The sequence below is a fragment of the Aeromonas lacus genome, assembly GCF_000764665.1.
GTDB classification, from domain to species: domain Bacteria; phylum Pseudomonadota; class Gammaproteobacteria; order Enterobacterales; family Aeromonadaceae; genus Aeromonas; species Aeromonas lacus.
In genome coordinates, this window is sequence record NZ_JRGM01000136.1 from 13,261 (window position 1) to 32,742 (window position 19,482).

The following is a 19,482-nucleotide window of genomic DNA, read 5'->3' on the forward strand; positions in this document are numbered from 1 at the left end:
AGATCCTGCATAAGTGATGTTCCGGCCCGCCGGTTTTTCAATACATCCCGCTCCCTAATAATGCGCCTCATCCGCTACGGCGAACTTATCAACTACTGAGGCGTCACTGATGACAACATCATTACCTTTTGCAAATGCCGTGCTCGATGATCAGGCTCTGGTCAGCGGGCTCAAATCCATTCACCCGACCTGGGGCGACATGACGGTTCGCGTGGCGGGTGAAGCCTGGGGCATGCCGCTGCTCGACCAGAAGACCAAGGCGTTCATCACCATCGCCATCGACCAGATGGCCCTCAACGTCAGCGGTGAAGGCAACCCCTTCGCAGCTCATGTCGATATGGCACTCAAGCAGGGGGCGACCTGGCAGGAGCTTGAAGAGCTGATCGTCTTTGCATCCGTCTATACCGGCTTCAACAAGGGGGCGACCACCATGGGGGCGCTCAACAAATTGCGCCACGAGCGGGGGGATATCTGATGGCCATTCCAGGACTGAAAAAGCCCGATCATATCGGCTTTACCGTGCCCAATCTGGCAGAGGCGATCGCCTTTTTTCGCGACCACTTCGATTTCGAGCTTGCCTATGAGTTCGGGCCCTTTGTGGCGAGTGACAACTGGATGGCGGAGCACCTCAACGTGCATGCCCGCGCCGAGATCACCCGCATTGCGGTGATGAATGCCAAAGGGATCAATCTGGAGATCTTCGAGTACGCCAGCAATATCGAACGCAACCTCAAGGCTCCCAACAACGCCGATATCGGTGGCCACCATCTCGCCTTCTATGTGGATGACATGGCGGCGGCGGTGGCTTACCTGAAGGAGCGGGGGATCGCCGTGCTGGGCGAGCCGACCTGCATGACGGAGGGGCCGACCGCAGGGGAGTCCTGGGTCTATTTTCTTGCGCCATGGGGCATGCAGCTGGAGCTGGTCTCCTATCCGCAGGGCAAGGCCTATAGCGGTCAATCACCCGTCGCCTTGTTTGATCCACGATGAACGCGCTCCCGGTTTTGCTGATCGTGATGGCCGGCATGGGCCTCTCCTTCGAAGCGGGCCTGCTGGGCCCCCTTGGTGAACAGGTGGGCCATCTGTGGGCCACTCTGAGCATCTTCGGTGTGGGGGCTGCACTGCTCTGGCTGATCCGTTTCTTCACGGTGCGGGGGCCATCTACAGGGTGGCATGGGGTGCCGAAATGGCAGCTGATCGGTGGCTTGCTTGGCCCCGTCTATGTGGTGGCGCTCACTCTCTCGACCCCCATGCTGGGGGTGGCGATGACGATGATCTGCGTCCTGCTGGGGCAGGTGACCAAGAGCTTTGCCATCGACTACTTCGGCTGGTTTGGCATGCCGAAACGGGCAACCCGTCCCCTGCGGCTGGTGGCACTTGGCTGCATCGCGCTGGCGCTGCTGTTTACCTATCTGGGAGCAAACTGATGGTGCTGATTATCGTGTTGGCCATCGTCTCCGGCATGGCGCTCAGCGCCCAGGCGGCGATCAATGGTCAGTTGGGGTCGCGGGTCGGCGTGGTGCAGAGTTCGCTGCTCACCTTCACCATGGGCACTGTGGTGACCGCCCTGCTGATCTTCTTCTTTGAGCCGCCCTATCAGGCGACCCTGCTCAGCGTGCCGAAGTGGCAGCTGGCCGGTGCCCTGTTCGGCATTGTCTACATGGTGGTGATGGTCGCGGCCATTCCACGGGTAGGGGTCGCCATCGCCACTGTGGCCACCATTCTGGGCCAGATGGTGATGAGTCTGGTGATCGATACCATGGGTTGGCTGGGCAATGCCCCCATTCCCCTCAACTACTGGCGCCTTGCCGCCATGATGGCCGTCGCTGCGGCGCTGCTCTGCATCTATCTGGCGAACCGACAACAGGAACAAGTGAATGAGTGAACAGGCAACAACCCTGATGGTCTTTTTCAATCTCAAACCGGGGACGAACGAGGCGGATTATCTGGCGTGGGCACGGGAGGTCGATCTGCCCACCGTGAACCGGCTCAACAGCGTCACCTCGTTCGAGGTGTTCAAGGGGCTGAAGATGCTGGGGCAGCAGAGTGCCTCGCCGTGGGACTACTTCGAAGTGATCCGCATTGAGTCGGAGACGCAATTTCTGCAGGAGATCCAGAGTTCGCAGATGCAGCAGGTGATCCGTCAATTCGAAACCTTTGCCGCGGATGCCCACTTTATCTGCACCCGGGACATCACCACGCTGTAGCTGGCTCGCCAGTGGTGAAAGGAATGCCACTCTTGCCACTGGTTTGGCTGCCACAACATCAGAGTCTTTATGAAAAAACAGCTTGGCGAATACCTGCACGTGCTGGCCATCATCTTTCCGCTGACGCTGCTGATCCCGCGCTGGATGGCGCCGCTGCTGGCGAGATGGCAGCTCGACCCCGCCGCACCAGTCGCAGTGTTGCTCATCGACAGCGTGATCGTGGCCTGCGCCGTCTTTGTCTTGCTGCCGGCGCTGCACAAGCTGACCGGCAGGCTGTCTGGCTAAACCTGTCTGGCATCCCAGTAGCAGGGAGAGCCATATTTTCCCGCCAGAAAATCGATCACCACCCTCACTTTGGCGGCGAGCTGGTCGGTCTCCAGATAGAGCGCGCTGATCACCTGCTGCTCCACGCTGGTGGAGACGGTGAACCGGGTCATGATCGGTTTGAGCCGCCCGGTTTTCAGCTCCTCGCCGATGAGCCAGGTGGGGAACACTACAATCCCGGCACCCGCTACAGCGCCGGCAACCAAGGTATCGGCATTGTTGCTGTAGAGGGTGCCGCTCACCTCATAGGGTTGCAGCTGCTCCTGGCCGATGAACCAGCGTTGCAGGCCATTGCTCCCCTTGAAGACCAGACAGTTGTGCTGCACCAGCTCATCCGGACGGGCCGGTTCGCCATGGCGATTGAGGTAGTCGGGGCTGGCCGCCATCACGTAGTGCTGCTGACCAAACTGCTTCATCCGCAGGGAGGAGTCTTGCGAGATCCCGATGCGGATCAGCAGGTCGATCGACTCGGCCGCCGGATCGACATAGTGATCCGTCTGCTGCAACTCGACCTTGAGCAGGGGGTAGCGCTCCAGCAGCTCGGTCAGATAGGGGGCAATGTGCAGCCGGCCAAAGGCGACCGGCGCGCTGATCCGGATGGTGCCTCTTGGGGTGTCCGCCCGCTGCTCGATCTGGCCGACCACCCGCTCATACTGCTGGAGGATCTCGGCGCACTGTTTGGCAAAGGCGACCCCCTCCTCGGTGAGGGAGATGGAGCGGGTATGGCGGTGCAACAGTTTGGAGCCCACCTTCTCCTCCAGTTGCGCCATCTTGCGCGAGACGGACGAAGGGGTCATATCCTGCCGACGCGCCACATCTGAAAAGCTGCCAAACCGGGTGGTCATCAGAAACAGCTTTATCTCCAACAACGAAACGTCGTAGTTCACGGGATACCTCCTCCATCGCAATCCTCAAGGGTAATCGGCCGACCTTGGCCAGGGCAAGCTGGTGGGTCACTGCACCAGAATGGTGTTCTTCATAACCGAATTTAATAAGGGCAAGCACATTTATTTTCCGGAAAGAATGGGATTATTCTTATGTATGGCCGCGGAATAATATGAATAATATCTCCAATGGTTGCTTTTTATTAACCAAGGAGATGTGTGATGTCAGGAAATAAGGCTTTATTTGTGGCTATGTTCTCTATTATGTCCGGTTATGCGATGGCAGATGATACTACTCCCGCGCCGACACCGACACCTGTTCCGGAACAGAGTCGCGGTACTATTAACTTCACTGGTGCAATTATTGATGCACCCTGTTCAATTGCCTCCGAGAGCGTGAACCAGACCGTGCAGATGGGACAAATATCGAGTCGGGTGCTGGAGTTGAATAAAGAGGGGCCGCTGCGTCCTTTCGAGATTCATCTGGAAGGCTGCACACTCGATACGGTCAACTCTGCGACCGTGACTTTCAATGGCATTGCAGATAACACCGAAAAAACTCGCCTGGCAGTCAGTGGTTATGCCAAGGGTGCCGCTATCTCTCTTGTGAGCCAGCATGATGGGCAAGAGGTGGTACTGGGTCAGCCAACCAATGCCCTGACGCTGGTTGACGGTGATAACCGCCTGAAGTTTGGTGCCAAGGTAGTCAGTACCCTGAAGACGGGGGTCAAGGCTGTTGCAGGTGAATTCTCTGCCACCACCGACTTCGTCATGAATTACCAATAAGCGTTGTCACGACGACTGATTGCAGGCGCAAGGATGCGCAGTATTGATATGGAGCCATATTCGTTTTTATGCGCATATTCTACATACTGCAGTCTCTTTTTATATATTTAATGCTCTTTGATGTTGCCGTTGCTTCCGAATTTGAGTTCAACACCGATCTGCTTGATATCAATGACAGGGAAAATATTGCCTCCGGCGCATTTAATAAGTCGGGATATATTCTTCCCGGGTCATATCTGATGCAGGTGAAGGTGAATGAGGTCTCGCTCGGAGAGCTACAAATTGAATTTAAAAAGAACAGTCATGGCGAGTCAGAATTTTGTCTTGCTCGCGAGCTGAGTCTGGAGCTGGGGTTAAAACAGTCCGAGCTTGCCAAGCTGACAGCAACAGAAAATGGCGAGGGGTGCTATGACCTGCGGGTGCTCGACGGCCTGATGGTCAGGGGAGAGCTGAGTCAGGACACCCTGTTTATTTCGGTGCCACAGGCCTATCGCGACTACGTCAACGAATACTGGGATCCGCCGACCCGATGGGAAGAGGGGATTGGCGGTGTGATGCTCGACTACGGCATCAATATTCAGCACGGACGCTGGAGCCATGACCTGCAGCAGCTCACCAACCTGAGTGGCTATGGTGTGGGGGGCGCCAACCTCGGTGCCTGGCGCCTGCGGGCGGACTGGCAAGCTCGCCATGAGCAGGGGACAGGAGAGGCAGAAAGTGTCCGTAGTGAAGTGCAGCTCTCGCGAGTGTACGGTTATCGGGCCTTACCGACCTGGAGCTCACAGCTGCTGGTTGGCGAGCTGGACAGTGGCTACTCGCTGTTCGATGGCTTTCGCTTTGCCGGGGCATCCCTCGTCACCGATGACAGTATGTTGCCCCCCAATCTCCGTGGTTATGCTCCCGAAGTGGTGGGAGTAGCCGAGACCAACGCCAAGGTGGTGGTGAGCCAGCAGGGGCGCGTTATCTACGAAACCCAGGTAGCTGCCGGGCCATTCCGGATCCAGGAGCTCAGCAACGGCATCACCGGGGTGCTGGATGTCCGGGTGGAGGGGGTCGATGGCACGGTACAGCAATTTCAGGTGAATACGGCCACCATCCCCTATCTGGCGCGTCCCGGTTCGCTGCGTTACCGGGTTTATGGCGGCAAGGTCGCGCTGGACAGGCACCCGTTCGATGGCCCCCTGTTTGCGAGTGGCGAGTTCTCGTGGGGAATTGATAACGGCAAGTCGCTGTTTGGCGGGACGCTGCTGGGGGATGGGTATAACGCCCTTGCCCTCGGAATCGGCCGGGATCTGCTCTATCTCGGGGCCATCTCGTTTGATGTGACCACATCGCGGGCTGAGCTGTTGCAGGAGCGGAAATCCGGTGAGTCATACCGGATCAACTACTCGAAGAACTTCGATGAATATGACAGCCAGATCACCTTTGCCGGTTATCGCTTCTCCGAGCACGACTTCATGACCATGAGTGATTTTGTCAGTGCAAAAGAGCAGAGCGGTCACTACGGAGGGGGCTCGAAGGAGATGTACAAGGTGTTGCTGAGCTCGCAGTTTCGCGATGCGAATCTGGGTCTCTATCTGGATTACACCTATCAGTCTTACTGGAACCAGCGTGACAGCGAATATGCCAGCGTCTCGGTGTCGCATTATTTCGATCTGATGGAGTGGCATGGTCTGAACGCCTCGCTGACTGCCTATCGCAATACCCAGGGCAACCAGGCGGATGACGGCCTCTATTTCTCGCTCTCCATGCCGTTCGGGCTGGGAAAGAGCCTGAGCTACAACGCGGCGAGTATGAGCGGCAAGGCCAGCCACAACGTGGGTTTTCGCGATATGGCGGATGAGCGCAACAGTTACTCGCTGACCGCTTCAACCTCGCCGCAGGGAGAGGGCATCAGCGGTTTTTATACCCATGCGGGCAGCAAGAGCACAGTGATGGCCAATGCCAGCTATCAACCAGACAGCCGCTCGCTTGGCCTGTCGATGGCTGGTGGCATAACCGCCACTGCGCAAGGCTCGGCGCTGCATCCGGTGGGCATGATGGGGGGCACCCGCATGCTGGTGGATACCGATGGGGTGGCGGATGTGCCGCTGCAGTCGGCCGGTCATGTGACCGCCAGCAACCGCTCCGGCAAGGCGGTGATAGCCGACATTACCAGCTATTACCGGCAGAGAACCATGATCAACGTCGATCTGCTTGGGGAAGATGCCGAGCCGCTGGGCCCCCCGATCACGGCGGGCACTCTGACCGAAGGGGCTATTGGATATCGTCACTTTGACATGCTTTCCGGTGCCAAGCGCATGGTGGAAATCCGGACAACAAACAACAAGCCACTGCCGTTTGCGGCCGAGGTGCGCAATGCCAAACAGCAGCAAATAGGCATGCTGGCAGATGATGGGATTGGCTATCTGGCAGGGCTGCATGACGGTGAAGAGCTGACGGTGAGCTGGGGCGAGCAGCAGTGCCAAACCCGTTTGCCAGCCCGTTTGCCGGCCGAGAGCGTTCTGGTCTCTCTGGTCTGCCAATAAATACGAATCGTGAATCGAGAGTGGGTATCGTGGTACACAAAATGCGTTGGATTGTTTCTGTTTTCTTGAGTTTGACCAGCCTTCATCTGCAGGCGGCCGTATCGCTGGATCGCACCCGGGTCATTTATCCGGGTGAGGCCAAATCAATAAGCCTGACGATCCACAACAATAACAACAGCCTGCCATATCTGGCACAGGCCTGGCTGGAAGATGAAAAAGGCAACAAGGTGAACTCGCCGTTTACCATTTTGCCGCCGTTGCAGCGGCTGGAGCCGGGCATGGAGAGCCTGTTCAAGGTGCAGGCGCTGCCGGAGGTGGCGAGGCTGCCACAGGACCGGGAGAGCCTCCTCTACTTCAACATGCGCGAGATCCCTCCGCGCAGCAATACACCCAATACCCTGCAGCTGGCCTTGCAGACGCGCATCAAGTTTTTCTATCGGCCGACGAGCCTGCTGGTTGCCGGAGCAAGTCACAAGACGCCCTGGCAGAACGGGGTGGAGGTGAGCAAGCAGGGCGGAAAAACCAGGCTGGATAACCCTACGCCCTACTATATCTCGCTCGTCGAGGCGGTAGTGGATGGCAAGGTAGTCGGCACGTTTGAACCCGTGATGCTGGCTCCTCATGGCAGTGCCACCCTATCGTTCAATATGGGGGCAAGGCCATCGCTCACCTATATCGATGATTATGGTGGCCGTAAGCAACTCCATTATCGCTGCGCCAATACTTGCAGGTTGCAGCAGATAAAATAAAACCGTTAAAGGACATTCAGATGAAATTATTTTCTGGGTGTAACATTGTGGGGGGGATGGCGATATTACTATCCCCTTTTTTGACTCTGGCAGCTAGCGATACGCTGCAGCTGGTAATTACCGGACAACTGGTCAGCCAGCCATGCTATTTGCGGGCAGGAGATGAGCTTGTTCAGGTCGATATGTCCACGATCACCGATCACGACCTTGCCGGAAATATGCGAAGCAAAAGCAAGGCGTTTCAAATCCATCTGGAGAGATGCAACCCCATCGTTGCCAAAAACGTCAAGGTGACGTTTAGTGGCACTTCGGCAGTTGGTGACAACTCACTGCTGGCGCTGGACTCCAGCAGTCAGGCAAAGGGGATTGCGGTTGGGCTGGAGGAGAAAAACGGCACGCCCCTGCCGATTAACAGAGCGAGTCAGCTGGTTTCCATCACGACCGGCAATATGACGCTGGAGTTTGGTGCCTACGTCAAGGTGTTGTCTGCCAATGAACTTAAACCGGGATATTTCAAGGCATCTGCACAATTCAAACTGGATTATGAATAATATCTTCAGGGACAGTTTATTGGCCATGTATCTATGGTTTAAAGCGAGTTCAATACTCAATCATTCACGTCTGTCGTCCACCATAAAATACTGGGTGAGGTTGTTTTTTCTACCGTTTTTTTTATTTGCAGTGAGCATGCCGACGTGGGCGCTGGATGTATCGACCATGACCTTGTCAAATATGTCGATCGTTTTCAACAGTTCGGATTCGAACAATATTACTGACTCACGAGTTTGTGGCAACAATTCGGGAAACTGCTCCCGTTATGCCAATAAAGTCAGAATGGAGGTCTCCTACGATAACGGGAGAACCAGAGTCTATGAAGGGTATCTCCCGAGCGGCACCTCGGTACCATGGGAGGCTGCCTGCGATCTCTATCTGTGCCCAAAACTGCGAGCCTACGCCATGAGTGTGTTGAGCAACAGGCGGTTGTCGCTCACTGCATCCGGCGCATCCGAAAATGGCAATATCACCGGTATCCAGGCCATCGTCGGTTTTGAGCGGAGGGGGGTCTTCAACGTCCTCAGGGGGCACGCCGAGCTGAGCTGGTATTGGCGCAGATCCGAGCTGAGCCTGCCCATCACGTCGTGCTCATTCAACATAGGAGCTGCCAACTTCGGCACGATCCGGATATCGCCCAGTTATGGTCAGCAGGTCGGGGTCTCGATTAGCGGCTCCTGCAACCAGACGGCGGTTGTCAGGGCCAATATTGGCAATGCACTGGTGTCGGGAAGTGGTGCGGTATTCCGGGTGAGAACGGCGAGCGGGAACAATATCGGCAGCGTGCAGTGCTACGCCTCATCGCGTTGCAGCATCGATTTTGCCGTGGCGCTGGAGTCTTATCAGGGCTCTGGCGGCAATATCCGGCTGAGCGCCCCCGTCACATTGCTCTATGACTAGGTTTGTGACATTGCCATCAAGTAAAAAGCCCTTGTTCGACAAGGGCTTTTTTATCAGAACAGAGTGCTCAATCGATCACTCGATGTTCTGGATCTGCTCGCGCATCTGCTCGATGAGGACCTTCAGCTCGACGGCGGACTGGGTCACTTCGGCGTTGATAGACTTGGAGCCCAAGGTGTTCGACTCGCGGTTGAACTCCTGCATCATGAAGTCGAGACGACGGCCACAGGCGCCACCTTTCTTCATGATCTTGTTGGTTTCGCTGATGTGCATCTCCAGACGATCCAGCTCTTCGGCCACGTCGATCTTCTGGGCCAGCATGACGATCTCCTGCTCGATGCGGGCCGGATCCAGCTCGACCTTGGCTTCGGCCAGACGGTCGGTGAGCTTCTGGCGCTGCCATTCGATGATTTGCGGCAGGTGGACGCGCACCTTTTTCACTTCTACCTGAATACCATCCAGACGCTGCTGGATCAGCGCCTTGAGGTTTGCCCCTTCACTGGCGCGGGAGGCGAGGAAATCGTCCATGGTCTGGTCAAAACCGCCGAGCAGCTCGGTGGCGACCGCGTCCATGTCCTGTTCGGCGGCAGCCATGACGCCCGGCCAGCGCAGTACGTCGACCGGGTTGAGCTGGCCTTGGCCCGCTTCTTTCATTACCCAGTTGGCGCTGTCGATGATCAGTTTGGCCAGCTCTTCATTGATATGCAGTTGCTTTGCATCGGCTTGAGCGGCTTCAAAACGCAGGTTGCACTCCACCTTGCCGCGCTGCAGCTTGGCGCGGAAACGCTCACGCAGTACCGGCTCCAGGCTGCGCAGTTGCTCCGGCAGGCGAATGTAGGTTTCCAGATAGCGCTGGTTTACCGAACGAATTTCCCAAACGGCTGTGCCCCAGTCGCCCTTGAATTCCTTGCGGGCGTAGGCGGTCATGCTGTGAATCATTGATTGTTCCGGGCTTGATGAAGTGTGCGGCCAGTATACTCAGCCCGGCCCTGCTCGTCAGCCGATGCCGTGGTTTTAGCGGCTGATATTTGAGTAGCAATCGCTTATACTCCTTCGCCAATTTGAGCCAGCCCAGAGGTCCGTCCCATGTCACGTCCCAGCGATCGCAGTGCCGCGCAACTTCGCCCGGTTACCATTACCCGCAATTTCACCAAACATGCAGAAGGCTCAGTGCTGGTGGAGTTCGGTAACACTCGCGTGCTCTGCACCGCCAGCGTCGACACCAGCGTTCCGCGCTTCCTGAAAGGGAAGGGTCAGGGTTGGGTCACTGCCGAATACGGCATGCTGCCGCGTTCCACTCACTCCCGGATGAACCGCGAAGCGGCCTCTGGCAAGCAGAGTGGCCGTACCCTGGAGATCTCCCGTCTGATCGCCCGCTCCCTGCGTGCGGCGGTAGATCTGACTGCGCTGGGCGAGCACTCCATCACAGTTGACTGTGATGTGCTGCAAGCCGATGGCGGTACCCGCACCGCCTCCATTACCGGTGCCTGCGTGGCGCTGGTGGATGCGCTGAACTGGATGGTCGAGAAGGGCATGCTCAAGCAGAGCCCGCTCAAGCAGATGATCGCCGCCGTCTCCGTCGGCATGTATCAGGGTGAAGCCATCTGCGATCTGGAGTACATCGAAGACTCCGCCGCCGAGACCGACATGAACGTGGTGATGACCGAAGATGGTCGCATCATCGAGGTGCAGGGCACCGCGGAGGCCGAGCCCTTCACCCATGAGGAGCTGCTGGCGATGCTGGGGCTCGCCAAGGGCGGCATTGAAGAGATCATTGCGCTGCAGAAGCAGTCACTCTCCTGATTTTAAAAACGCGGCATTGGCCGCGTTTTTTTATACCCCCACACCAGTAAACGACAAGCCAAGCAAGGAGCCAGAATGAAAGCCTACCAGCGTCAATTTATCGAGTTCGCCCTGGAGAAACAGGTTCTCAAATTCGGTGAATTTACCCTGAAATCCGGTCGTAAAAGCCCCTACTTCTTCAACGCCGGTCTGTTCAACAGCGGCCGCGATCTGGCCCGTCTCGGCCGTTTCTATGCCGCCGCGCTGATGGATGCCGGCATCGAGTTCGATGTGCTGTTTGGCCCGGCCTACAAGGGGATCCCCATCGCTTCCGCTACCGCCGTACAGCTGGTGGAGCAACACGATGTGGATGTGCCCTGGTGCTTCAACCGCAAGGAGGCCAAGGATCACGGCGAGGGCGGCAATCTGGTGGGCAGCCCGCTCAAGGGGCGCATCATGCTGGTGGACGACGTTATCACTGCCGGCACCGCCATCCGTGAATCCATGGATCTGATCCAGGCCAACGGCGCTTCGCTGGCGGGCGTGCTGATCGCGCTGGACCGTCAGGAGAAGGGCAAGGGCGAGCTCTCCGCCATTCAGGAGGTGGAGCGTGACTACTGCGCCCACATCATCGCCATCATCCAGATGAGCGACCTGATTGCCTATCTGGAAGAGAAGCAGGCCGAGCAGCCGGAGCTGGCGGCGCAACTGGCGGCCATGCAGGCTTACCGCGCCCAGTACGGTATCTGAGCTCCGCTCACACCGCGCAATAGTTGAATGTGGCGCCCGTTTGTTCTCTGGCAGCAAACGGGCGCCGTTTTTTTCATCTGCAAAAAGTGGATCATGTGGCTTGAGCTTGCCCTTACAGTAAAGGTTAGGGTTTGCCAGTCGGCGTTTTGTGGTGCCGACGGGTTCCGGGGAGGAACAACATGACCACTCATCTTCAATCACCCATTCATCTGCAGTTGCCACTGAGCGGCATGAGCTGCGCCAACTGCGCCAGCCGCATCACGGCAAGCCTCAACAAACTCGACGGGGTATCGGCCACCGTCAACTTCGCGCTGGAGCAGGCGGCCATCGAGCTGGCCAGCCCCGATCGCCTGCCTGCGGTGCTCGACAGCATCAAAAGTCAGGGTTACGACTACGGCAGCGAGACCTTTTTGTTTCAAATTACCGGCATGAGTTGCGCAGGTTGTTCGGCTCGACTGAACAAGATGCTGGCCGCGCTGCCCGGCGTTATCTCGGCCGAGGTCAATTTCTCCATCGAACAGGCCCGGATCGTGCTGGTGCCGGGCGCCCAGAGCCCCGCCGCTCTGCGCGAGCAGATCGAGGCGCTCGGTTTTGGCGCCAAACTGGCGCAGGGCTCGGCCAGCGGCCGTCGCCAGCAGTTGCTGGAGCGGGAAGCGCAGGAAGCGGCCAGCGCCCGTCAGGCGCAAACCCGGGTCATTGTCTCGGCCCTGCTCACCCTGCCGCTGCTGGTGGGGATGCTGGCCATGGCCGGACTGTTCCCCTGGCATCTGCCCGCCTGGCTGGAGCTGCTGCTCGCCACCCCGGTGCAGTTCTGGATCGGGGGCCGCTTCTATCGCGGTGCCTGGCTCGCCCTCAAGAACCGCGCGGCCAATATGGATGTGCTGGTGGCGACCGGCACCAGTGCCGCCTACTTCTACAGCCTCTATCTGCTGCTTAACCTGGGGATGGCCGCCAGCGGCAAGCTCTACTTCGAGGCGAGCGCCATCATCATTACCCTGATCTCCCTCGGCAAGTTGCTGGAGGCTCGGGCCAGACGTAGCACCCAGTCCGCCATTCGTGAACTGATGGCACTGCGGCCGGAAAGCGCCACCGTCTGGCGTGGCGAGAGCTGGCAGATCGTCGCCATCGACGAGGTGCTGCGTGGCGATCGGCTGCGGGTGCTGGTGGGCGAGCGGGTGCCGGTGGACGGCAAAATCGTGAGCGGCGCCAGTGAGCTGGACGAGTCGATCCTCACCGGCGAGAGCCTGCCGGTGCCGCGCGGCGAGGGCGACAAGGTGCTGGGCGGTGCCATCAACCGCTCCGGCGTGCTGGAGATTGAAGCCACTACCGTGGGGGAGGAGTCGAGCCTCAGCAAGATCATCGCACTGGTGGAGAGCGCCCAGATGGGCAAGGCGCCGCTGCAACAGCTGGTGGACAAGGTCTCCGCCGTGTTTGTGCCGGTGGTGATGGCCATCGCCCTGTTCACCCTGCTGGTGTGGTACGCCATCAGCAACGATTTCGGTCAGGCGCTGCTGGCAGCGGTGGCGGTGCTGGTGATCGCCTGCCCCTGTGCGCTGGGGCTGGCCACGCCGGCGGCCATCGTCACCGGTACCGGGGTGGCTGCGCGCCACGGCATTCTGATCAAGGATGTGGATACCCTGCAGAAGGCCCACGCCATCAAGGCGCTCATCTTTGACAAGACCGGCACGCTCACTCAGGGCAAGCCTGTGCTGGCGAGCTGGAGCGGTACTGCCGAGCAGCTGCGTCTCGCCGCCGCCCTGCAGCAGGCGAGCGAACACCCGCTGGCGCTGGCCATGCGCGAGGCGGTCGGCAAGGAGGTAGTGCTGCCCCAGCCGGAGGCGGTCGAGGTGCGGGTCGGTGCTGGCATAGTCGGTCAGGTGGCGGGTCACGCGGTCGCCATCGGTAATGGTTCCTTGCTGGCCCAACTCGGCATTGAGCAGCCGCAACAGGATGAACAGCCCGCCGATGGCGCGACCCGGGTCTGGGTGGCCATCGACGGCACGGTGGCTGGTATCGCCGCACTGGCCGATACCCTGCGCCCCGAGAGTCCGGAGGCTATCGCCACCCTGCGCCAGCGCGGCATCGCCAGCTGGTTGGTGAGCGGCGACGCGCCGGCCCCCGTGGCCCATATCGCTGCCAAGCTGGGACTGGACGGGGCCTTTGACTCCGTGCTGCCAGCGGGCAAGGTGGAGAAAGTGGAGGCGCTGCGGGGGCAAACCCGCGGGCTGGTGGCTATGGTGGGGGATGGAGTGAACGATGCCCCGGCGCTGGCGGCGGCGGATGTGGGTATCGCCATGGGCTCCGGCTCCGACGTGGCGATGGAAACCGCCTCCATCACCCTTATGCGATCTGACCCGCGGCTGGTGGCCGATGCTATCGATATCTCGGCAGCGACCTGGCGCACCATCCAGCAGAACCTGTTCTGGGCCTTCGTGTTCAATATCATCGGCATTCCGCTGGCGGCGCTGGGCTACCTCAGCCCCGAGCTGGCGGGGGCTGCCATGGCCCTGAGCAGCATCACAGTTTTAAGCAATTCCCTGTTACTGAAACGCTGGCAGCCGCGGGCAATTGCCCAGGTCAGCCACAATGTCAGCACTGAATCGAACCGTTAAGGAGTCATCCATGAACATCAGCAAGGTAGCCAAGGCCACGGGACTGACCGCCAAAACCATCCGTTACTACGAGAGCATCGGCCTTATCTCGGCACCGGTACGCAGCGACAACGGCTACCGCAGCTACACCGAATCGGCCCTGCGCGAGCTGCGCTTCGTCAAGCGAGCGCGGGAGACCGGCTTCAATCTGGAGGAGTGTCAGGAGCTGCTGGCGCTCTATCGGAACGAGCACAGAACCAGCGCCCAGGTGAAGAAGCTGGCGCAGGAGAAGATCGTCGATCTGCGCACGCGCATCGCCGGGCTGCAGGCGATGCTCAGCTCGCTGGAGGGACTGGTCTGCTGCTGCCACGGGGATGAGAATCCCGAGTGCCCGATCCTCGACGAGCTGGAGAAGGGGTGAGCAAGGGCTCACCGGCCAGCGCAGGAGAAAGCGTCGTTGACTGATTAACTTCTTAATAAACGGCGCTTTATTGTTGCAGGTCAGGGGGTAATGGTAGACTGCTCGGCTCTTGTACAGGAGTACTCAGTTGACCCAGAGTGTGACACGCCAGGTTAAGCAGGCCATCATGGCTCAGCTCTATACCCATGCATCGTTCAGTCTCCCCTGTTTGGGCGTGTTGGCATTTGGCTGGAGTCTGCTGTTTCACGACTATCTGCCCGCCATCGAGGCGCTCGGTTGGCTGGCAGGGACTTTCTTGTGGTTGCTTGGCCGGGGCTGGCACCTGCGCTGGCGCCGAGCCCGCCTGCACCAGACGCCGCTGCCGGTGCTGGAGCGGGAGCTCTTTATCGGAGCCACCATCACTTCCATCATCTGGGCGCTTGGGGTGCTGCTCTACATGGACAAGCTGCCCGATACCTACCGGGCCGCCATGATGATGCTCTCCAGCCTCATTCTTACCGGCAGCGCCATCATGCTGTTTGGCAGCCGCCGCACCCTCTATGGTTCCGCCCTGCCGCTCGGGTGCGCCATGTTGTTCGAGCTGGGGGCGGGCAACGAGCAGGAGCGGATCGTCTCCTGCATGCTGGCGGGCTACCTCTTCGTCTTTTTGCCGACTCTGCTGCGCCGGATGCGGCGGGATCAGATCGCCTCGCTCCACCACCGCTTCTCCAACGCCGAACTGGTGGCAGAGCTGAAAGCGGTCTCCGAACATCTGCGCCTCACCTCCCGTCTCGACGGCCTGACCGGCATCGCCAACCGTGCCCATCTCGACGACTGTCTGGAGCGCGCCTGGCGCCGCTGCCACCGGGCCCGGGCGCCGCTGTCGCTGGTGCTGGTGGATGTGGATTACTTCAAGCAGTTCAACGATCTCTATGGTCACCAGCTGGGGGATGACTGCCTGCAGCAGGTGGCGGGTTTGCTGGCCGAGGTGGAGCGGCGCGAGGACGATCTGGCTGCTCGCTACGGTGGCGAGGAATTTGCATTGCTGCTGCCCTGCACCGGCATGCAGGGCGCGCTGCAGGTGGCGGACAATGTGCGGCAGGCGCTCAAGGAGCTGGCCATCCCGCACCAGAAGTCACTGGTCTCCGGTCGGGTCACATGTAGCTTTGGTGTTGCCACTCTGATACCGGACAACAGCATGAAAATCGCCGATTTGATCCAAAAAGCGGATGCGGCCCTCTATCAGGCCAAGCATAATGGGAGGGATCGAATCGAAGTAGCCTTGATGGGTAAGGTTGCCTGAGTTAATACAGACAGATTAAAGAGGTTGTCTATGCAATGTCATCGTATCGAAGAGCTGCTGGAGTTGTTGCAGCCTGCCTGGATCAAGGAACAGGATCTCAGCCTGGTGCAGTTTGTTGCCAAACTGTCCCAAGAAGCGGGTTTTGAAGGTCCCCTGTCCGAGCTGACCGACGACATGCTGATCTATCACCTCAAGATGCGGGAATCCGACAAGCAGGCGATGATCCCCGGTCTGGCCAAGGATCACGTGCCCGATTTCAAAGAGGCACTGCTCAAGGCGCGCGGAATCAAGTGAATCTTGAACAGAAGCACATCACCGCAAGGTGATGTGCTTTTTTGTTGCCGAAATTTGCGATCCAACCCCAATATTAGATACATCTAATCCACACAATTAGCAGGTTGTTTAAGATATAATCCGCTCCATAACAAATAAGGGAGCGATGTCTTGCAATGGCCGATCACGAGAAAATCGATATCAAGGATGTCACCGACAAGAGCGTAACCGGGACTTTCAACCCCAATACGTTCAAAGCCAGCGATGACAGATTCAACCCCGGCAACCGTATCTACGTCCGGGCCCAGACCGGTTACTGGCAGCGGGTGCGCAAAGGGATGGGCTGGTTCTTCGTTGCCCTCTTCGTGCTGCTGCCCTGGCTGCGCTACGAGGGGCGACAGGCGGTGCTGTTCGACCTCGGCCATCAGCAGTTCCACGTCTTTGGTGCCACCATCTGGCCGCAGGATCTGACCCTGCTCGCCTGGCTCTTCATGATCGCCGCCTTCGGGCTCTTCTTTATTACCACCTTCCTCGGTCGGGTCTGGTGTGGCTATCTCTGCCCGCAGACGGTCTGGACCTTCATGTTCATCTGGTTCGAAGAGAAGCTGGAGGGGCCGGCCAACAAGCGGCGCAAGCTGGACGAAGCGCCCTGGAGCGGCGAGAAGCTGGCTCGCAAGGGGGCCAAGCATCTGGCCTGGCTGGCGATCTCGCTGGTGACCGGCCTGACCTTCGTCGCCTACTTCCAGGATGTGACTGAACTGGTGCCGGACCTCTTCACCCTGCAGGCCAGCGGATGGGTGCTGTTCTGGGTGAGTTTCTTCACCATCATCACCTACGGCAACGCTGGTTGGATGCGCGCCATTATGTGTATCCACATGTGCCCGTATGCCCGCTTCCAGTCCGCCATGTTCGACAAGGACACCTTCATCGTCGGCTATGACCCCAAGCGTGGCGAGACCCGGGGAGCCCGCTCGCGCAAAGCCGATTACAAGTCGATGGGGCTGGGGGATTGCATCGACTGCGACCTCTGCGTGCAGGTCTGCCCGACCGGTATCGACATCCGTGACGGTCTGCAGTACGAGTGCATCAACTGCGGCGCCTGCGTCGACGCCTGTGACCAGACCATGGAGCGGATGGGGTATCCGAAGGGGCTCATCAGCTACACCACCGAGCACAAGCTGGCCAACGACTCCACCCATGTGGCGCGGCCCAAGCTGATTGGGTATGGCCTGGTGATGGCCACCATGCTGGGGGTATTTGCCTACAACGCCATGTCCATCATGCCGATGGGGCTCGATATCCTGCGGGATCGCAACCAACTGTTCCGTGAGAACAACGACGGGCTGATCGAGAACACCTATACCCTCAAGATCCTCAACAAGACCCTGCAACCCCAGACTTACCAGCTGGATGTGGAGGGGCTGCCCGAGTATCAGTGGTTCGGCCCCCGTGAAGTGACTCTTAAGGCGGGCGAAATTTACACCCTGCCGGTCAGTCTGGCGGTGGATCCCTACAACCTGAAGCGGCCGACGCTGGATATCCAGTTTGTGCTCAAGCGGGAAGGGGCTGCCCCCGATGACAGCAAGGGCAACCTGCGTCAGGGCAGCAAGTTTATCGGCCGGTTGTAACGGTCTGGCCTACCGCCATGCACGGCAACGGCGGGCAGTAGTGATAGAATGGGGCGCAACGGCGCCCCTTTCTTATGGTGGATGACATGCGTTTCAACTATTCCGATCTCACTCCCGACCTCATCATGGATGCGCTGGATCTCAGCGGTCTTCGGCTCGACTCAGGTCTTATCGAGCTCAACAGCTACGAAAACCGGGTCTACCAGTTTCAGGATGAGGATCGTCGCCGCTATGTGGTGAAGTTCTATCGACCCGGCCGCTGGAGCCGGGCCCAGATCCTCGAAGAGCACGAGTTTGCCGCCCGCCTCTGTGAGGAGGAGATCCCGGTCGCCGCGCCGCTCGCCTTTGCCGGAGAGACCCTGCTGGAGCATGAAGGCTACCCGTTTGCCATCTGGCAGAGCGTTGGTGGCCGCCAGTTCGAGGTGGATAACCTCGACCAGCTGGAGTGGGTGGGCCGCTATCTTGGCCGCATCCATCAGCTCGGTGCCAGCAAACCGTTCCACCACCGGGTTCGGCTCGACGTGGATAGCATGCTGCTCGAGCCGCGTCAGCTGTTGGCGTCCGGCGAATGGCTGCCAAGCGGGCTGGCCAAGCAATTTTTCGGGGTGCTCGACGAGCTGATCAAGCATGTCAGCGACGCCATGACGCTGGATGTGGCGCAGATCTCCCTGCATGGCGACTGTCACCCCGGCAACATCTTGTGGCGCGATGGCCCCATGTTTGTCGACCTCGATGACTGCCGCACCGGCCCTGCGATTCAGGATCTCTGGATGATGCTGAGTGGCGAGCGCAACGAGCAGCTGATCCAGCTCGACACCCTGCTGGCTGGCTACGAGGAGTTCATGGAGTTCGATACGCGCGAGCTGGCGCTCATCGAGCCGCTGCGGGCGATGCGTATCGTTCACTACATGGCCTGGCTGGCGCGGCGCTGGGAAGATCCCGCCTTCCCCCGTCACTTCCCGTGGTTCAATACGGATCACTACTGGCGCCAGCAGATTGCGACCCTGCACGAACAGCTGGAGGCTCTGAAGGCACCGCCGTTGAGTCTGATGCCAAACTGGTGAAATTGAAGGGATATTGCGCGGCAGGAGGGGCTCGATCTCCGGCCCTGACCATTGACGTCTGCATGGCGAAACAATAGGCTTGGCACTGCTTCGGTTCGCCGGGCGTGCCTCACAGTGATCCCTTAACAGGAAACATCATGAAAAAAGTTCTATTTTTCCTTGCTGCCATGCTGATGATCCCCATGGTTCACGCCGCCCCCGAGTTCAAGGAAGGCGTCAACTACGATGTGGTCAAACAGACTGGTACCGCCCAGCCGGAAGTGATGGAGTTCTTCTCCTACTACTGCCCGCACTGCGCCACCTTTGAACCGATCGTCGAGCAGATGAAAGCCGAGCTGCCCAAGGGCGTCACCCTGAAGAAGAACCCGGTCGGTTTCCTCGGCCGTGAAATGGGCCCGGAGATGCAGCGCGCCTACGCCGTTGCCAGCCTGCTCAACGCCGAAGCCAAGCTGACCCCGGCCATCTTCAACAAGATCCATGTTCAGCGTCAGCCGCCGATGAGCCGTGATGACGTGAAGCAGCTCTTCGTCGCTAACGGTGTACCGGCCGAAGAGTTTGACGGTGCCGTCGACAGCTTCGCCGTGTCCGGCATGGTCTCCCAGTTCGATCGCAACATGGAGAGCTACAACATCCGTGGCGTACCGGCCTTCCTGGTGAACGGCAAGTACATGATCAAGATTGAATCCATCTCCTCTCAGGAGCAGTTCAACCAGCTGGTGAAATTCCTGCTGGCCAAGAAAGACTGATCACTCTTGAGTCGA

22 protein-coding genes are annotated in these 19,482 nt (G+C 59.0%); 20 read left to right on the plus strand and 2 right to left on the minus strand.

Translation table 11 applies throughout. The features are described 5' to 3' along the window. Positions 1–109 precede the first annotated feature (109 nt). The 6 genes from LG31_RS0112045 (at position 110) to LG31_RS0112070 (ending at position 2,492) form a co-directional block, all read left to right on the plus strand. Complete coding sequence (locus tag LG31_RS0112045) at positions 110–475, plus strand: carboxymuconolactone decarboxylase family protein (RefSeq protein ID WP_033114718.1); 366 nt, start codon at positions 110–112, stop codon at positions 473–475. Then, positions 475–990 carry a VOC family protein gene (locus tag LG31_RS0112050; RefSeq protein WP_050513455.1) on the plus strand — a complete coding sequence of 172 codons (516 nt, stop codon included), beginning with the start codon at positions 475–477 and terminating at the stop codon, positions 988–990. The genes LG31_RS0112045 and LG31_RS0112050 overlap by 1 nt, the downstream gene beginning before the upstream one ends. Beyond that, positions 987–1,427: a DMT family transporter gene (locus tag LG31_RS0112055; protein ID WP_033114720.1), complete on the plus strand. Its 441-nt coding sequence runs from the start codon at positions 987–989 to the stop codon at positions 1,425–1,427. Before LG31_RS0112050 ends, LG31_RS0112055 begins: the two co-directional genes overlap by 4 nt. Beyond that, entirely contained in the window at positions 1,427–1,885 is a 459-nt protein-coding gene (locus LG31_RS0112060; protein ID WP_033114721.1) for a DMT family transporter, read from the plus strand. Before LG31_RS0112055 ends, LG31_RS0112060 begins: the two co-directional genes overlap by 1 nt. Further along, complete coding sequence (locus tag LG31_RS0112065; protein ID WP_033114722.1) at positions 1,878–2,207, plus strand: hypothetical protein; 330 nt, start codon at positions 1,878–1,880, stop codon at positions 2,205–2,207. Before LG31_RS0112060 ends, LG31_RS0112065 begins: the two co-directional genes overlap by 8 nt. A gap of 69 nt (positions 2,208–2,276) precedes the next feature. After that, entirely contained in the window at positions 2,277–2,492 is a 216-nt protein-coding gene (locus LG31_RS0112070) for a putative antibiotic biosynthesis monooxygenase (protein WP_033114723.1), read from the plus strand. Here LG31_RS0112070 and LG31_RS0112075 read toward each other — a convergent pair. Continuing rightward, positions 2,489–3,418, minus strand: a complete 930-nt coding sequence (locus LG31_RS0112075; RefSeq protein ID WP_033114724.1) for a LysR family transcriptional regulator — start codon at positions 3,416–3,418, stop codon at positions 2,489–2,491. The two genes, LG31_RS0112070 and LG31_RS0112075, sit on opposite strands and share 4 nt — an antisense overlap. Before the next feature lie 219 nt (positions 3,419–3,637). Between LG31_RS0112075 and LG31_RS0112080 the strand changes: the two genes are divergently transcribed. The 5 genes from LG31_RS0112080 to LG31_RS0112100 all read left to right on the plus strand — a co-directional run bounded on the left by LG31_RS0112080 (position 3,638) and on the right by LG31_RS0112100 (position 8,930). Next, positions 3,638–4,201, plus strand: a complete 564-nt coding sequence (locus LG31_RS0112080; protein WP_033114725.1) for a fimbrial protein — start codon at positions 3,638–3,640, stop codon at positions 4,199–4,201. Positions 4,202–4,311: 110 nt separating this feature from the next. Further along, positions 4,312–6,729 carry a fimbria/pilus outer membrane usher protein gene (locus LG31_RS0112085; RefSeq protein ID WP_238567518.1) on the plus strand — a complete coding sequence of 806 codons (2,418 nt, stop codon included), beginning with the start codon at positions 4,312–4,314 and terminating at the stop codon, positions 6,727–6,729. Positions 6,730–6,794: 65 nt separating this feature from the next. Beyond that, a complete protein-coding gene (locus tag LG31_RS0112090; protein WP_238567519.1) occupies positions 6,795–7,478 on the plus strand; it encodes a fimbria/pilus periplasmic chaperone in 684 nt (227 codons plus the stop codon). Between the two features lie 20 nt (positions 7,479–7,498). Beyond that, positions 7,499–8,029, plus strand: a complete 531-nt coding sequence (locus LG31_RS0112095) for a fimbrial protein (protein WP_033114727.1) — start codon at positions 7,499–7,501, stop codon at positions 8,027–8,029. 25 nt (positions 8,030–8,054) lie between these two features. Further along, positions 8,055–8,930 carry a hypothetical protein gene (locus LG31_RS0112100; RefSeq protein WP_152598385.1) on the plus strand — a complete coding sequence of 292 codons (876 nt, stop codon included), beginning with the start codon at positions 8,055–8,057 and terminating at the stop codon, positions 8,928–8,930. A 75-nt stretch (positions 8,931–9,005) separates the two neighbouring features. Here LG31_RS0112100 and LG31_RS0112105 read toward each other — a convergent pair whose 3' ends face one another. Then, the gene (locus tag LG31_RS0112105) at positions 9,006–9,869 is read right to left on the minus strand and encodes a YicC/YloC family endoribonuclease (protein WP_033114729.1); all 864 of its coding nucleotides are present in this window, start codon (positions 9,867–9,869) and stop codon (positions 9,006–9,008) included. 147 nt (positions 9,870–10,016) lie between these two features. On the opposite strand from LG31_RS0112105, the gene rph reads away from it, so the two are divergent. The 9 genes from rph to LG31_RS0112150 all read left to right on the plus strand — a co-directional run bounded on the left by rph (position 10,017) and on the right by LG31_RS0112150 (position 19,467). After that, complete coding sequence (gene rph / locus LG31_RS0112110) at positions 10,017–10,733, plus strand: ribonuclease PH (protein WP_021138508.1); 717 nt, start codon at positions 10,017–10,019, stop codon at positions 10,731–10,733. A gap of 75 nt (positions 10,734–10,808) precedes the next feature. Next, positions 10,809–11,462: an orotate phosphoribosyltransferase gene (gene pyrE / locus LG31_RS0112115; RefSeq protein ID WP_033114730.1), complete on the plus strand. Its 654-nt coding sequence runs from the start codon at positions 10,809–10,811 to the stop codon at positions 11,460–11,462. A gap of 179 nt (positions 11,463–11,641) precedes the next feature. Continuing rightward, entirely contained in the window at positions 11,642–14,074 is a 2,433-nt protein-coding gene (locus tag LG31_RS0112120) for a heavy metal translocating P-type ATPase (RefSeq protein WP_033114731.1), read from the plus strand. A gap of 10 nt (positions 14,075–14,084) precedes the next feature. After that, complete coding sequence (cueR, locus tag LG31_RS0112125) at positions 14,085–14,474, plus strand: Cu(I)-responsive transcriptional regulator (protein WP_033114732.1); 390 nt, start codon at positions 14,085–14,087, stop codon at positions 14,472–14,474. 127 nt (positions 14,475–14,601) lie between these two features. Beyond that, complete coding sequence (locus LG31_RS0112130; RefSeq protein ID WP_033114733.1) at positions 14,602–15,756, plus strand: GGDEF domain-containing protein; 1,155 nt, start codon at positions 14,602–14,604, stop codon at positions 15,754–15,756. Positions 15,757–15,786: 30 nt separating this feature from the next. Further along, positions 15,787–16,050 carry a YihD family protein gene (locus LG31_RS0112135; protein WP_033114734.1) on the plus strand — a complete coding sequence of 88 codons (264 nt, stop codon included), beginning with the start codon at positions 15,787–15,789 and terminating at the stop codon, positions 16,048–16,050. A 155-nt stretch (positions 16,051–16,205) separates the two neighbouring features. Further along, entirely contained in the window at positions 16,206–17,657 is a 1,452-nt protein-coding gene (ccoG, locus tag LG31_RS0112140; RefSeq protein ID WP_033114735.1) for a cytochrome c oxidase accessory protein CcoG, read from the plus strand. A 74-nt stretch (positions 17,658–17,731) separates the two neighbouring features. Beyond that, on the plus strand, positions 17,732–18,721 hold the full coding sequence (locus LG31_RS0112145; protein WP_033114736.1) for a serine/threonine protein kinase: 990 nt from the start codon (positions 17,732–17,734) through the stop codon (positions 18,719–18,721). A gap of 137 nt (positions 18,722–18,858) precedes the next feature. Beyond that, positions 18,859–19,467 carry a thiol:disulfide interchange protein DsbA/DsbL gene (locus LG31_RS0112150; protein WP_033114737.1) on the plus strand — a complete coding sequence of 203 codons (609 nt, stop codon included), beginning with the start codon at positions 18,859–18,861 and terminating at the stop codon, positions 19,465–19,467. The last annotated feature ends 15 nt before the right edge of the window (positions 19,468–19,482 follow it).